Source organism: Paracidovorax valerianellae (assembly GCF_900102625.1).
Lineage (GTDB): Bacteria > Pseudomonadota > Gammaproteobacteria > Burkholderiales > Burkholderiaceae_C > Paracidovorax > Paracidovorax valerianellae.
The window spans coordinates 222837-236452 of the sequence record NZ_FMZC01000004.1 but is presented as its reverse complement, the minus strand read 5'-3'; the positions used below and the strand labels follow the sequence as shown (position 1 = coordinate 236452).

The following is a 13616-nucleotide window of genomic DNA, read 5'->3' as shown; positions in this document are numbered from 1 at the left end:
TTCCGGGGGCTGAACCGGCGTCTGGCGCCGATCAGAATGGCTTATTCGCCACCAAAATAACGTCCCTTCGGTCAACCCTTGGAGATTGATGGCAAGTACCGTGCGAGGTACCGCCCGGTGTGGCTCGCCGGATTGGCGGCCAGTTCCTCAGGCGTGCCTTCACCCACTACGGTGCCGCCGCCCGCGCCGCCTTCGGGGCCCATGTCGACGATCCAGTCGGCCGTCTTGATGACGTCCAGGTTGTGCTCGATCACGACGATGGTGTTGCCCGCGTCGCGCAGCTGGTGCAGCACTTTCAGCAGCAGGTCAATGTCGGCGAAGTGCAGCCCGGTGGTGGGCTCGTCCAGGATGTAGAGCGTGCGGCCGGTGTCGCGCTTGGACAGCTCCTGCGCGAGCTTCACGCGCTGTGCCTCGCCGCCCGAGAGCGTGGTGGCGGCCTGGCCCAGGCGGATGTACGACAGGCCCACGTCCAGCAGCGTCTGCAGCTTGCGGGCGATGGTGGGCACGTCCTTGAAGAAGGCGAAGGCGTCTTCGACGGTGAGGTCGAGGATCTGCGCGATGTTCTTGCCCTTCCACAGCACTTCGAGCGTTTCGCGGTTGTAGCGCTGGCCATGGCAGATGTCGCACGGCACGTACACGTCGGGCAGAAAGTGCATCTCCACCTTCACCACGCCATCGCCCTGGCAGGCCTCGCAGCGGCCGCCGGCCACGTTGAAGCTGAAGCGCCCGGGGCCGTAGCCGCGCTCCTTGGCGGTGTTCACCTCGGCCATCAGTTCGCGGATGGGCGTGAACAGGCCGGTGTAGGTGGCGGGGTTGCTGCGTGGCGTGCGGCCGATGGGGCTCTGGTCGACGTTGATGACCTTGTCGAAATACTCCATGCCCTCGATGGAGTCGTGCGGCGCGGGTTCGTCGTGCGCGCGGTACAGCTGGCGCGCCACGGCGGCGTAAAGCGTGTCGTTGACGAGCGTGCTCTTGCCCGAACCCGACACGCCGGTCACGCAGGTGAGCAGGCCCACGGGGAACTCCACGCTCACGTTCTTCAGGCTGTGGCCCGTGGCGCCCACTACGCGCAGGGCCTGCAGCCGGCCCTGGGTGGCGCGGTGCTCGGCCTGGCGCTCGGCGCGCTGCTCCGCGCGGCGCTTGCTGGCCTCGGTTTCGGGAAAGCGCGATTTGCCCTTCTTCGCCGGCTCCGGGGCGACGACGGTGTCGGCCATCACGGGCAGCCACGGTGTGCGGCGCGCCGGCACGGGAATGCTCAGGGTGCCCGACAGGTATTGTCCGGTGAGCGAGTCGGGGTGGTCGCGCACCTGGTCGTAGGTGCCTTGCGCCATCACCCGGCCGCCGTGCACGCCGGCGCCGGGGCCCATGTCGATCACGTGGTCGGCGGCGCGCATCATGTCTTCGTCGTGCTCGACCACGATGACGCTGTTGCCGATGTCGCGCAGGTGCTGCAGCGTGGCGATGAGGCGGTCGTTGTCGCGCTGGTGCAGGCCGATGCTGGGCTCGTCGAGCACATACATCACGCCGGTGAGGCCCGAGCCGATCTGGCTGGCCAGGCGGATGCGCTGCGCCTCGCCGCCCGAAAGCGTTTCGGCGCTGCGGTCCAGGCTCAGATAGTTCAGCCCCACGTCGTTCAGAAAGGTGAGGCGCGTGCCGATCTCGCGCACGACCTTGTCGGCGATCTCGGCCTTGGCGCCGGTGAGTTTTAGGTGCGCAAACCAGGCATGCGCGTCGGCCAGCGTGGCGTGGCTCACTTCGTAGATGGCACGGGCCTGTTCGCCCTCGCCCACCTTCACGTGGCGCGCCTCCAGCCGCAACCGCGCGCCGTGGCATTCGGGGCAGGGCTGGGTGCTGCGGTAGCGCGTGAGTTCTTCGCGCACGACGACCGAGTCGGTTTCGCGGTAGCGCCGCGCCATGTTGGGCAGGATGCCTTCGAAAGGATGCTTCTTGACGACGGCCTTGCCCTTGGATGGACCGCTGTCCATGATGTAGCTGAAGGCGATCTCTTCCTCGCCCGAACCATTCAACACAGCCCGCTGCACCGGTTCGGGCAGCGATTCGAACGGTGCGTCCACATCGAAACGGTAGTGTTTGGCCAGGCTTTCCAGCATGGCGAAGTAGTAGCCGTTGCGGCGGTCCCAACCCTTGATGGCACCACTGGCCAGGCTCAGGGACGGAAACGCCACCACGCGCGCCGGATCGAACACCTCCTGCTGCCCGATGCCGTCGCAGGCCGGGCACGCACCCATGGGCGAGTTGAACGAGAAAAGGCGTGGCTCCAGTTCGGCCAGCGAGTAGCTGCACACGGGGCAGGCGAATTTGCTGGAAAAAAGGTGCTCCTTGCCGCCATCCATCTCCAGCGCCAGCACGCGGCCATTGCCCTCGATGCCGCCCACGCGCAGGGCCGCCTCGAAACTCTCGGCCAGGCGCTGCTGCATCTCGGCGCGCACCTTCAGGCGATCGATCACCACGTCCACGTCGTGTTTTTCGGTCTTCTTGAGCTGCGGCAGGCTTTCGTATTCGTAGATGGTGCCGTCCACCCGAAAGCGCACGTAGCCCAGCGCCTGCATCTGCGAGAAGAGCTCGGTGAATTCGCCCTTCTTGTCGCGTGCGACCGGGGCCAGCACCATCAGGCGGGTGTCTTCGGGCAGGGCGAGCACCGTGTCCACCATCTGGCTCACGGTCTGGGCGGCCAGCGGCAGGCCGTGGTATGGGCAGTAGGGCGTGCCAGCTCGCGCGTACAGCAGGCGCAGGTAGTCGTGGATCTCGGTCACCGTGCCCACGGTGGAACGCGGGTTATGGCTGGTGGCCTTTTGCTCGATGGAAATCGCGGGCGACAGGCCCTCGATCAAATCGACGTCGGGCTTGTCCAGCCGGCCAAGAAATTGCCGCGCATAGGCCGACAGGCTTTCCACATAGCGGCGCTGCCCCTCGGCATAGAGCGTGTCGAACGCCAGGCTCGACTTGCCCGAGCCCGACAGCCCGGTGATCACCACGAGCTGATTGCGCGGGATGTCCAGGTCGATGTTCTTGAGGTTGTGCGTGCGCGCCCCGCGGATGCTGATGCGCTGCTCGCGCAGCGCAGCGCCCAGGTAGCGGGCGGGAGGCGTGGCATCGGTGTCTGGGGGCAGATCGGAAGACGGGTTCACGGTGGGCGCGGCGTTGGCAGGTAAACCGGCCATGATAGGCCACGGCCCGCACGGGCGTACAGCGAACGATCAGGGACGCCACTGCGGCTGCGAAGACTCCGCCCGCTTTTTTCTGGCTTGTTAAGTTCCTTTCGCAGTGGCTCTCGATCCCGCGGCGATCAACGCCACGGGCGTTCCGATGGATGCGCCATGGGCCCTGGCGCTGCTGTCGGCCTTGCTGGATTTGGTGGTTTGGCGAAAGCGCCGTCCTGGGAAAGCCTGAGTTCTCCGAAAACGGCGCAAGCCATCGTTCGATCCGGGCGCGAGGTGACAGGACTCCAAAAGCCTCTTTGCGGAATTTGCTATATTTTTAATAGCTACCATCCCATATCAATCGTGCGCTGGAGCACTATTTGACCCATGTATCGGGCGGCATCCACGCTGGCTGCCTGCGGTGCCCCCGTGCCGAAGGGGGGCGATGGGCGAGAATCGCGGTTTTGCTTGGCCCATAGCGCACCACCGTGCCGGACTCATCCCCCACTCTTGCTGGCGCCGCCGCGCCACCGTCCCCTTCCGCCACCGTCATGACGCCGCTGGAGCGCCGCTCCAGCCTCGCGCTGGCGCTGATCTTCGCGCTGCGCATGCTGGGGCTGTTCCTCGTGCTGCCCGTGTTCGCGCTCGAAGCGCGCAAATACCCGGGCGGCGACGATCCCGCGCTCGTCGGCCTGGCCATGGGCATCTACGGCCTCACGCAGGCGGTGCTGCAACTGCCGCTGGGCATGGCGTCCGACCGCTTCGGGCGCAAGCGCGTGATCGTGCTGGGCCTGCTGGTGTTCGCGGCCGGCAGTCTGCTGGCGGCGCTGGCCGATTCATTGACCGGGCTGCTCGCGGGCCGCGCGCTGCAGGGCGCCGGGGCGGTTTCAGCTGCCGTGACCGCGCTGCTGGCCGACCAGACGCGCGATGCCGTGCGCACCAAGGCGATGGCGCTGGTGGGCGGCAGCATCGGGCTGATGTTCGCCGTGGCGCTGGTGGCCAGTCCGCCGCTGGCGGCCCGCTTCGGGCTGCCGGGGCTGTTCGAGCTGACCTGCGCGCTGGCGCTGGCCGGCATCGCCGTCGTGCTGTGGGTGGTGCCGCCCGAGCCTGTGCGCCATGCCGATGCGCCGCGCGGGCGGCTGGCCGAGGTGTGGCGCCATGCCGACCTGCTGCGCCTGAACCTGGGCGTTTTCGTGCTGCACACGGTGCAGATGGCCATGTGGGTGGCCGTGCCCGCGCTGCTGGTGCAGGCTGGCCTGCCGAAGGCCGAGCACTGGCATGTCTACCTGCCCGCCGTCGTGCTGTCTTTCGCCATGATGGGCGGACTGTTCGCGCTGGAGCGGCGCGGCTACCTGCGCGAATCGCTGTTGGCGGCCATCGGCCTGGTGCTGCTGGTGCAGCTCGGCCTGGGCGGCGTGGCCGCGGCCGGGGGCACTTCCGCACTGTGGGTGCTGGGATTGCTGCTGTTCGTGTTCTTTTGCGGCTTCAATGCGCTGGAAGCCAGCCAGCCCAGCCTGGTCTCGCGCATGGCACCGGCGCCGCTGCGCGGTGCGGCCCTGGGCACCTACAACACGCTGCAGTCGCTGGGTCTGTTCGCCGGGGGCGCGCTGGGCGGCGCACTGGTCAAGTGGGCCGGCACGCCGCAGCTCTTTGCCGTGACGGCGCTGCTGTGCGCGGTGTGGCTGGCCGCCAGTTGGGGCCTGCGGCCTGTGGGGCGTGACGCTGCGGGCGCGGCGCAGGGGCACTGAACCCCGGCGCAGGGCATTCGCAGCGAGCCTGCCAAGGCCCTGCTTTGTTCTGATCACGTGAGGCGCAGAGCACGGCGCATCACCGCGCTCTGCGCACCACCCGCTGCGCTTGTGCTTTACGCGGCGGCAGGCGCTAACGCAGCGGCCTGACGGCGCTGCACCAGCCGGTTTGCCGCGCTCACCACGGCATGCACCGAAGCCGTGACGATGTTGTGGTGCAGCCCCACGCCGAAGGTCGCACCGGGCACGCCGTCGAGCGCGGCCTCCACGATGGCCAGCGCCTGTGCATCGGCGCCGGAGCCTGTGGCACGCTCTTCATAGCCATGCACGCGCAGCGGCAGGCCCAATGCATCCACTGCCGCGTCGATCGGTCCGTTGCCCTGGCCTTGCAAGGTCTGGCGCGTGCCGTCGATGGTCACATCCAATTCGATGCCCCGCCCGTCGTCCGCCAGCCGATGGGCATGGCAGACGATGGCGCCGGGCACGCCTGCGGAGGTTTCGAGGTAGGTGGCCTGGAACAGATCCCACAGCGTGGCGCCGGTCATCTCGGTTTCGCTGGCATCGGTCTGGCGCTGCACCACAGCACTGAACTCCACCTGCATGCGGCGCGGCATGACCACGCCGCGTTCGCGCTCCAGCAGGAAGGCGATGCCGCCCTTGCCCGACTGGCTGTTCACGCGGATCACGCTGTCGTAGGTGCGGCCCAGGTCGGCCGGGTCGATAGGGAGGTAAGGCACCTGCCACAGGCCCTGGGGGTCATGGGCGGCGAAGCCCTTCTTGATGGCGTCCTGGTGCGAACCAGAGAACGAGGTGAACACGAGGTCGCCGACATAAGGGTGGCGTGGATGCACGGGCAACGCGGTGCACTCTTCAGCCACGCGCGCCACGGCATTGATGTCGGAAAAATCCAGGCCCGGATGCACGCCCTGCGTGTAGAGGTTGAGGGCCACGGTCACCACATCCAGATTGCCGCTGCGCTCCCCGTTGCCGAAGAGGCAGCCTTCCACGCGTTGCGCGCCGGCCATCATGGCCAACTCGGCGGCCGCCACGCCGGTGCCCCGGTCATTGTGCGGGTGCACCGAAAGAACGATGTGCTCGCGGGGGCTCAGGCGCCGGTCCATCCATTCGATCTGGTCGGCGAACACGTTGGGCGTGGCGTTCTCCACCGTGGTGGGAAGGTTGATGATGATCTCGCGCCCCGGGCCCGTTCCCCATGCGGCGATGGCGGTCTGGCAGGCTTCGAGCGAGACTTCGAGCTCGGTGGCGCTGAAGGTTTCGGGCGAATATTGCAGCGTCCAGCGGGTTTCCGGCTGCGCATCGGTCAAGCGCTTGAGGTGCGACACGTGCTGCTCGATGAACGCCATCACCTGCGTCACGTTCATGCCGAACACCACGCGCCGCCACACGGGCGCGGTGGCGTTGTACAGGTGCACGATGGCGCGCGGCGCGCCGCGCACGGCCTCGACGGTGCGCTCGATCAAGTCGGAGCGCGACTGGGTCATCACCATCAGGGTCACGTCGTCGGGCACGAGGTTTTCGTCGATGAGGCGGCGCACGAAGTCGTAATCGGTCTGCGACGCGGCGGGAAAGCCCACCTCGATTTCCTTGAAGCCGATGCGCACCAGCTCCTGGAAAAGCTTCATCTTGCGGTCGCCGTTCATCGGCTCGAACAGCGCCTGGTTGCCATCGCGCAAATCGGTGGACAACCAGATCGGGGCGCGGGTGATGGTCTTTGACGGCCAGGTGCGATCGGCCAAGGCAACGGGGGCGATGGGCTGGTACTTGGTAGCGGGCTTGGAAATCATGAGGGGCTCCACGAACAGTGTGTGCCGCGCCGAGAAGGGCGCCTGAGGCACGGGTCGAATCAACGGTGAACGGTGAACGACATCCCCTGCAGCCCTCCACCGTGGGTGGAGGCTGGTTCGCGGGCCGGGGTCAGGGGGAAATCGGTGGTTGCGCTTCAGGCAACGGTGATGGCGAACGCAGGCAGACCCCGGCCAGGCACTAGGCCTAGCGATAGGGTGGATAGCAGCACGGTGCGTTGCATAGCGGCAAATCCTAGCACAGGACCTGCGAAATGCCGTCAACACGGCAAAAACTGCCGTGCAAAGTGATTAACAATAGGTCATACATTTCGCACGCCTTTGCATTTGGTGTGTGCACGGCCTTTCGCATTCGATCCGTCCGGCGCTCCTCGCGCCTTCGTCCTTGCCCGCCTCCACAGGAGCACGTTCCATGAAACGCCGTGTATTCACCACCCGCCTGAGCGCCTCGCTCGCACTGCCATGGATCGGCTCTGCCGCGCGCGCGGCCCCTCCGGTCGTTATTGGCATGGTGGCGCCCTTGACCGGCGGCAATGCGGCCGAAGTCGGTAAGCAGGTGGTTCTGGGCGTGGAGTCTTACTTTGCCGATGCGCAAAAGACGCAGGCCTTCCCCGGGCTCGACGTGAAGTTCGTCGTGGAAGACGACGAGTTCAAGCCCGAGAAAACGGTGGCGGGCGCGCGCAAGCTGCTGGGCATGAAGCCCGCCGCGCTGATTTCGTTCGCCACCAGCAACACCCAGGCGCTGATCGACGCCAAGCTGCCGCAGGACAATGCCGTGCCCCTGTTTCCCACGCGCTCGGGCTCCCAGGTCATCCGCGAGCCGGTGAACCCCTTCGTGTTCCACGTGCGCGCCGGCTACAGCACCGAACTGACCAAGCTGGTGGCGCAGATGGGCGACGCCATCGGCATGACCAAGTTCGCGGCGCTCTATCAGAACGATGCCTATGGCCAAAAAGGCCTGGAGGCGCTCACGGCCGCGCTGTCGCAGCGCAAGCTCGCGCTTGTGGCCAAGGAACCCTACGAGCGCACGACCTCGGACGTTCAGCCTGCGGTGGCGGCGTTGCTCAAGGCCGATGCGCAGGTGATCGTGATGGTGGCCGGCCAGGCCGCCGGCAGCGCCTTCGTGAAGGCATACCGCGCAGCCGGCGGGCATGCCCAGATGGTCGGCATCTCCGACCTGGACCCAGTGAAACTGGTGGATGCGGTGGGCGCAGAAAGCGCCCGCGGCGTGGGCATGACGCAGGTGTTTCCGGCCCTCACCAACCAGTCGATTCCGGTCGTGCGCGAATTCCGCCAGGTCATGCAGAGCGCCCAGCAAAGCGCCAGCATTGCCTCGCTGGCTGCCTTCGAAGGCTTTCTCGTGGCCAAGACGATCGGCCAGGGCCTCAAGGCCGTGCCACGCAGCGGCAGTGGTGGCGTGGATGGACGCGCGCTGGCCGAAACGCTGTCACGCCTGCCGCGCATCGACCTGGGCGGCTACGAGGTGTCCTTCCTGAACAACCGGCGAGAGGGCAGCCTGTTCACCGAAATCGCCATCCTGGACAGCTTCGGCCGCGCACGCTACTGATCGGTGTTGCTGGCCGTCGCGGCCTTGGAGCGGCTCGTAGTGTTCAGGCAGTTGCCGCAGCTTTAACCGCTGCGCCACCGTGCTGGGCGAACCATTTGCCCAGCGCAGGCTTGGCGCAGCGCTGCAGCGCCATGAGCAACGAATGCGCCGGATCGGCAATGCCCCAGCGGGTGCGCAGATCGTGCTGGATGCGGCCCAGCAGCGCCGCCGCCATCTCCGCATCGGCCAGTGCACGGTGGGCCCGCTCCGCGAGCGGCAGGTCCAGATGGCCGACGATGCTGCCCAGCTTGTGGCTGGGCGCTGCCGGGTAAAGGCGCCGGGACAGCAACACCGTGCAGGCGAAGGCATGGGGCGCAGGCAGGTCCGCGCACTGCAACTCGGCCGCCCAGAACTTGCTGTCGAACGACGCGTTGTGCGCCACCATGGGCGCATCTCCCACGAAACGCGCCGCTTCGCGCATCACCTGCTGCGCATCGGGCGCGGCCGCCACCATGGCGTTGGTGATGCCCGTCAGTTGCGTGATGAAGCTCGGAATCCAGGCGCCGGTATTCATCAGGCTTTGATACCGGTCCACCACTCGCCCGTTCTCCAGCAGCACGATGGCCACTTCGGTCGCCCGAGCGCCCTGGCCGGGCGAGACGCCCGTGGTTTCGAAGTCGATGACGGCGATGAGAGACATGGTGATGTGAACGGGGGGAAACACAAGGCACAAGGCGGGAGCCCCGCATTTTCCGACAACCGCTCGCAATGGGCATTGGACCGGCATGCGGCCCTTTAGCCCATGGCCCGTGGATGCTCCAGAAAGAACCGCAGCATCTGCGCAGTGGCGTTCACTCCGCGCGGATCGGTGTAGCTGCCCCGTGCATTGCCCCCGGCCCACGCGTGGCCCGCGCCGTGCAGTTGCCAATGCTCGGCCACGGCTGCGCTGGACCCGCCGGTCGAATCGCTATCGCGATAAACAGTGCGCGTGTACCGCTGGCCTGAGGGGCTGCGGCCCGATTCGGCTTCGGGCCGCGCACCGGGTGCCGACTTCAGCGTCGCGGCCAGCAATTGCTCGCCGTTGCGCGCGTGCACGGTCTCGTCCGCATCGCCATGGAAGACGATGAGCGGCGGCGGCTTGGCGCTGCCAGGGCGAACTGCAGGCGCGGACCCGACGGCGCCTTTGGCGCCGCTCTTCATTGCCGACAGCGCGCCCATCACGTTGTGCGCGGCGCCGGCCTGCAGGCCCGAATGCACGCCGACTGCGGCGAACACGTCGGGGTATTCGCGGGCCAGCAGCGCGGCCATGGCGCCCCCGGCAGACAGGCCAGCCACATACACGCGTTGCGCATCCACGGGATGGCGTGCCATCACGTCACGCACCATGGCCACCAACGTGGCGGGCTCCCCGCGGCCGCGCTGCTGGTCTTGGGGGCGAAACCAGTTCCAGCAGCCATGGGCGTTGGCGCTCTGGGCCTGGGCGGGGTACAGCACCAAGGCATTGGCCGAAGCGGCTGCAGCGTTCATGCTGGTGCCGGTGGCGAAGTCCTGCGGATTCTGGGTGCAGCCGTGCAGCATCAGCACGAGCGGCATCGGTGTGCCGGCCGTCGCCCCGGGCGGCACGCTGAGGTAATAGTGGTCCTGCGGCGCACCCGCAGGCCCGGAGAAGGCCACGCGCGTGAAACTGCCAGGCGCTTCCGCCCGGCTAGCGGACGGCTTGGGCGCATGCGAGGGGGCACCGCCCGCCGCAGACGGCTGGTCGCGCTCGACGATCACCGCATCTTCCACCTCCGAAGCGCTAAAGGGCCCGCTCTTCGGCGTGGCCTGCTCCGTCGGCATCTTGAAATGTTCGCGCCATGCTGCAGCGCCCGAGGCGCCCGAGGCGCCCGTGGTCGCACTGGCTGCGCGCTGGCCGCCAAGGGCCTGCTGTATGGCGCGGGTGGCATCTGCGAGTTGGCCGCTGCGCATCAGCGGAGCGACATCGCTCAGAAGCTGCTTGACCTTCGTGTTCCAGTTCATGGGGGAATCCTTCGGCGAGTGGCAGCACCGGTCGGCGCTGCGCGGGGTGAAGGCACTTCGCGCGCTGTGAAAGCCGCGTGCCCAAATGCATGTTCGTCTCCTGTCTGCGCCGCCTTCGGGTCAGGCCGGTCTGGAACGAGGCCTGCCGCAGCGTTCTCGTTCTGTGTTTTTGTCAGCCGATGCGCCCTGCCAGCGCGGCCTTGACGGCGGCACTCGCGTGAAAGGCCCCGAGCACCTGTACCGATGCGATCGTTGCCAGGGCCAGCGCTGCGGGCACGTCGTCGTCGATGGTGCAAAGGCCCAGCACTCGAATTTCGAGCGTCTGCCCTGCCGCCTGCACGGCTTCCAGTTCAGCGCGGCCGAATCGCTGGAGCCCCAGCACCAGCGTCTTGCGCGCCACGACCTGCCGCACCGCTTCCGACTGCGCGACCAACTGATTGCGAATCGCCGTGCGGATGAAATCCGTGCGGTTGGAATAAAACCCCTCGGACACCAGAAGGTCGATGTGGCCCAGGTCCACGAATCCCAGGTTGATGGTCACCTTCTCCGAATCGGGCACTTTCAGGCTGCGTTCAGTCACCGCTGTCGTCATGAAAACTCCATTTACCATCCACATGGATGGTAAATGGATGGCAAACAGCGTCTTTCAAGTCAGAAGGACAAAAAATAAAGGGCCCGAAGGCCCTGATGTCCACAAAGGGTGTGAAACCCGGCCGCGCTTCGCTCAGCCAGCGCCTCGGCCGCCACCGCCTGCGCCGCCACCGCTACCGCTACCGGCTGAACCTTGGCGCGATTGCACTTGGTTGCCGCTGCCGATGTGGGCGTCGCGGTCATGCCGGCTTTGCGGCGTGCGCTGGGCTTCGTTCTTCTGGGTGGGCTCCTGGTCGCCCTGGCGGTTGTGGTCGTTTTCCACCTTGCCCGTACCGGGCTCTTGCTTGTCGTTGGCCATGGTATTTCTCCTGGTGAGTGGGGGAATCAATCGGATCGGCACGGGACGGGCACCTCAGGTGAGAGACAGTTCCTTGTGCTCGCCCATGTCCTTGGGCGGGTTGCCGGTCACGGCAGCCTTGGCCATCTTGAACATCTGGGTCATCTTGCTTTCCTTGACGTCCCAGTATTCGGCGTGGTCGATGTGAATGGCCAGCAGCACGAGGTTCGGATCGTTCACGCCGCCCGGGAACCATGCCTTGGCCATGGGGGACCACAGGGCCTCTTTTTTCACCATGTCTTCGATGAAGCCGGCGGTGCCCGACAGCGAGACGTAACTGTCCTTTTCGGGGTTGGAATAAGTCACGTTGACCTGGCTGTCGGAGCGCAGGCGCTCATACAGTTCACCGTCGCGCGGGATGAAGAAGAACAGTTGCGACTGTTCGTCGATGTCTTTGTTCTGGGTCGTCAGGGGATGGGCGTGCAGCATGCCCGTTGCGGCGCGGTGCGTGAGCATGCCGAAACGGATGTCCTTGATCAGCCGCCACAGCGTGGCATGGGGGGAAGTGGTGTCGTCGTTGCTCATTGAAGTCTCCGGCTTGTGGCGTGGGATAGAGAATTCAATGTAGGTCGACCGTGGCGGGCCCGCGGTCGGTTCGTGGCCCGGCCCCCTGTGGGGTATGTCCGACAGCGCGGCGGGATCGGGCGGGTGGCGTGGCCCGTGTGGCGCTCAGCTTTCGAGCCGGCTGCGCAGTTCGACGAGCCCCTGCCGCAGGTCGGCCAAGGCGCCATCGGAGAGGCCGCACAGGCCGGCGAACGTGGCGTTGACCTCCGTCGCCCTGGCCCGCAAATCACGGCCTGCGGGCGTGAGCACCAGGGCCAGGCTGCGTTCGTCCTTCGGGTCGCGCAGGCGCTGCAGCAGCCCGTCGGATTCGAGCCGTTTCACGATGGGCGTGAGCGAGCCGGGGTCCAGGTGCAACTGCTCTGCCAGCGACTTGAGCGTGATGCCATCGCGCTCCCACAGCGCCAGCATGACGAGGTACTGCGGATAGGTGAGGTCCAGGCTCTTCAGCAGCGGCTTGTAGGCCTGCATCATGGCCAGCGAGGTGGAATAGATGCTGAAGCACAGCTGCCGGTCCAGTAACAGTGCGTCGTCGACCTTGCTCATCGCCTCTCCTTAGGAGCGGGCATCTTAACCACCAGCCAATACGAGCCGCACGGCGCGTGCGCCTCAGGAGAGGAGGCGCACGCACCGCCGACTCATCAGCGCAGGTGCTTTTGCAGTTCGGCGCCGGCCTGGCTCAGCGCGGCGCGGGTCGCGGGGACCTTTGCCAGCACGTTCAACAGGCCGAAGTCATGGATCATGCCGTTGTAGCGGGTCACGACCACATTCACGCCGGCGGCATCCAGCTGGCGGCCGTAGGCTTCGCCTTCGTCGCGCAGCACGTCGAATTCAGCGGTCTGGATCAGCGCGGGCGGCAAGCCCTGCAGTTGCGCCACGCTGGCCTGCAGGGGCGATGCGTAGGTTTCCTTGCGCTGGGCGGCATCGGTGGTGTAGTTGTCCCAGAACCACTTCATCATGTTGCGGGTGAGGAAGTAGCCGTTTTCGAACTGCTGGTACGACGGCGTTTCGAAGTTCGCATCGGTCACCGGCCACAGCAGGGCCTGAAAGCGGATCTTCGGCGTGCCCTTGTCCTTGGCCATCAGGCTGACCACAGCCGCCATGTTGCCGCCCACGCTGTTGCCCGCCACGGCCAGCCGGCTGCCGTCCACCTGGATCTGCCGACCGTTTTCGGCCACCCAGCGCGTCGCGCCGTAGGCCTGGCGGATGGCCACGCCGTAGCCGGCCTCGGGCGAAGGCGTGTAGTCCACGTAAACCGCCACGGCACCCGAGTTGGCCACCAAGTCGCGGATCAACCGCTCATGCGTGGGGAAGTCGCCCAGCACCCAGCCACCGCCATGGAAGAACATGAACGCGGGCAGCACGCCCTTGGCACCCGCCGGCCGCACGATCTTGAGGCGGACCTCCTCGCCATCGACCTGGATGCGCTTTTCCGACACATCGGCCGCAGGCAGGTCCACCTGCACGTTGGACTGGGCATCGGTCAGCACGGCGCGCGCGTCCTTCGGGCTCAGTTGTTCCAGCGGCTTGCCGCCGCCCGCAGCGAGCGCGTTCAAAAACCCTTGCGTCGTGCGCTCGGGCTGCGCGGCAACGGCACCGTGGGCGGCCACGGCCAAGGCAGTGGTGGCGAGGAGTTGGGTGGCAACGTTCATGGCAATCCTTCAATAGATAGAGAACTAATAATTAGTGCGATAACAATCGATGGCGACATCACACGCAAAAGCCTGGAAACCCGCTGCGGCAGGTCACAAGGCAGGCGAATGTTATCAC

At 66.5% G+C, this 13616-nt stretch carries 12 protein-coding genes; 3 read left to right on the top strand and 9 right to left on the bottom strand.

The genetic code is table 11. From position 1 onward, the window contains the following. Nucleotides 1-71 precede the first annotated feature (71 nt). A complete protein-coding gene (gene uvrA / locus BLT03_RS08840) occupies nt 72-3182 on the bottom strand; it encodes an excinuclease ABC subunit UvrA (protein WP_271466267.1) in 3111 nt (1036 codons plus the stop codon). A gap of 103 nt (nt 3183-3285) precedes the next feature. Between uvrA and BLT03_RS23840 the strand changes: the two genes are divergently transcribed. Together BLT03_RS23840 and BLT03_RS08835 are read left to right on the top strand one after the other, a co-directional pair. Continuing rightward, complete coding sequence (locus BLT03_RS23840) at nt 3286-3411, top strand: IPTL-CTERM sorting domain-containing protein (protein WP_139160352.1); 126 nt, start codon at nt 3286-3288, stop codon at nt 3409-3411. A gap of 301 nt (nt 3412-3712) precedes the next feature. After that, nucleotides 3713-4909 carry an MFS transporter gene (locus BLT03_RS08835; RefSeq protein ID WP_092742530.1) on the top strand — a complete coding sequence of 399 codons (1197 nt, stop codon included), beginning with the start codon at nt 3713-3715 and terminating at the stop codon, nt 4907-4909. A gap of 116 nt (nt 4910-5025) precedes the next feature. Here BLT03_RS08835 and leuA read toward each other — a convergent pair whose 3' ends face one another. Further along, on the bottom strand, nt 5026-6714 hold the full coding sequence (gene leuA, locus BLT03_RS08830; RefSeq protein ID WP_092742529.1) for a 2-isopropylmalate synthase: 1689 nt from the start codon (nt 6712-6714) through the stop codon (nt 5026-5028). Between the two features lie 430 nt (nt 6715-7144). Between leuA and BLT03_RS08825 the strand changes: the two genes are divergently transcribed. Further along, entirely contained in the window at nt 7145-8299 is a 1155-nt protein-coding gene (locus tag BLT03_RS08825) for an ABC transporter substrate-binding protein (protein ID WP_092742522.1), read from the top strand. 43 nt (nt 8300-8342) lie between these two features. Here the strand turns inward: BLT03_RS08825 and BLT03_RS08820 are convergent, their stop codons facing one another. The 7 genes from BLT03_RS08820 to BLT03_RS08790 all read right to left on the bottom strand — a co-directional run bounded on the left by BLT03_RS08820 (nt 8343) and on the right by BLT03_RS08790 (nt 13498). Further along, nucleotides 8343-8978: a 3'-5' exonuclease gene (locus BLT03_RS08820; RefSeq protein WP_175537706.1), complete on the bottom strand. Its 636-nt coding sequence runs from the start codon at nt 8976-8978 to the stop codon at nt 8343-8345. 95 nt (nt 8979-9073) lie between these two features. Continuing rightward, on the bottom strand, nt 9074-10297 hold the full coding sequence (locus BLT03_RS08815; protein ID WP_092742520.1) for an extracellular catalytic domain type 1 short-chain-length polyhydroxyalkanoate depolymerase: 1224 nt from the start codon (nt 10295-10297) through the stop codon (nt 9074-9076). Nucleotides 10298-10469: 172 nt separating this feature from the next. After that, the gene (locus tag BLT03_RS08810; RefSeq protein WP_092742517.1) at nt 10470-10889 is read right to left on the bottom strand and encodes a CopG family transcriptional regulator; all 420 of its coding nucleotides are present in this window, start codon (nt 10887-10889) and stop codon (nt 10470-10472) included. 132 nt (nt 10890-11021) lie between these two features. Next, nucleotides 11022-11246, bottom strand: a complete 225-nt coding sequence (locus tag BLT03_RS08805; RefSeq protein ID WP_092742514.1) for a hypothetical protein — start codon at nt 11244-11246, stop codon at nt 11022-11024. A gap of 54 nt (nt 11247-11300) precedes the next feature. Further along, nucleotides 11301-11810, bottom strand: a complete 510-nt coding sequence (locus BLT03_RS08800; protein ID WP_092742512.1) for a pyridoxamine 5'-phosphate oxidase family protein — start codon at nt 11808-11810, stop codon at nt 11301-11303. Between the two features lie 144 nt (nt 11811-11954). After that, complete coding sequence (locus BLT03_RS08795) at nt 11955-12392, bottom strand: MarR family winged helix-turn-helix transcriptional regulator (RefSeq protein ID WP_092742511.1); 438 nt, start codon at nt 12390-12392, stop codon at nt 11955-11957. A 95-nt stretch (nt 12393-12487) separates the two neighbouring features. Then, nucleotides 12488-13498: an alpha/beta hydrolase gene (locus BLT03_RS08790; protein WP_092742510.1), complete on the bottom strand. Its 1011-nt coding sequence runs from the start codon at nt 13496-13498 to the stop codon at nt 12488-12490. Between the last annotated feature and the right edge of the window lie 118 nt (nt 13499-13616).

What these genes read in the sequence shown, in the direction of transcription:
- uvrA (WP_271466267.1), bottom strand. Translation starts at nt 3,182, where the DNA reads ATGGCCGGTTTACCTGCCAACGCCGCGCCCACCGTGAACCCGTCTTCC.
- BLT03_RS08810 (WP_092742517.1), bottom strand. Translation starts at nt 10,889, where the DNA reads ATGACGACAGCGGTGACTGAACGCAGCCTGAAAGTGCCCGATTCGGAG.
- BLT03_RS08795 (WP_092742511.1), bottom strand. Translation starts at nt 12,392, where the DNA reads ATGAGCAAGGTCGACGACGCACTGTTACTGGACCGGCAGCTGTGCTTC.
- BLT03_RS08835 (WP_092742530.1), top strand. Translation starts at nt 3,713, where the DNA reads ATGACGCCGCTGGAGCGCCGCTCCAGCCTCGCGCTGGCGCTGATCTTC.
- BLT03_RS08825 (WP_092742522.1), top strand. Translation starts at nt 7,145, where the DNA reads ATGAAACGCCGTGTATTCACCACCCGCCTGAGCGCCTCGCTCGCACTG.
- BLT03_RS08800 (WP_092742512.1), bottom strand. Translation starts at nt 11,810, where the DNA reads ATGAGCAACGACGACACCACTTCCCCCCATGCCACGCTGTGGCGGCTG.
- BLT03_RS08815 (WP_092742520.1), bottom strand. Translation starts at nt 10,297, where the DNA reads ATGAACTGGAACACGAAGGTCAAGCAGCTTCTGAGCGATGTCGCTCCG.
- BLT03_RS08805 (WP_092742514.1), bottom strand. Translation starts at nt 11,246, where the DNA reads ATGGCCAACGACAAGCAAGAGCCCGGTACGGGCAAGGTGGAAAACGAC.
- BLT03_RS08820 (WP_175537706.1), bottom strand. Translation starts at nt 8,978, where the DNA reads ATGTCTCTCATCGCCGTCATCGACTTCGAAACCACGGGCGTCTCGCCC.
- BLT03_RS08790 (WP_092742510.1), bottom strand. Translation starts at nt 13,498, where the DNA reads ATGAACGTTGCCACCCAACTCCTCGCCACCACTGCCTTGGCCGTGGCC.
- leuA (WP_092742529.1), bottom strand. Translation starts at nt 6,714, where the DNA reads ATGATTTCCAAGCCCGCTACCAAGTACCAGCCCATCGCCCCCGTTGCC.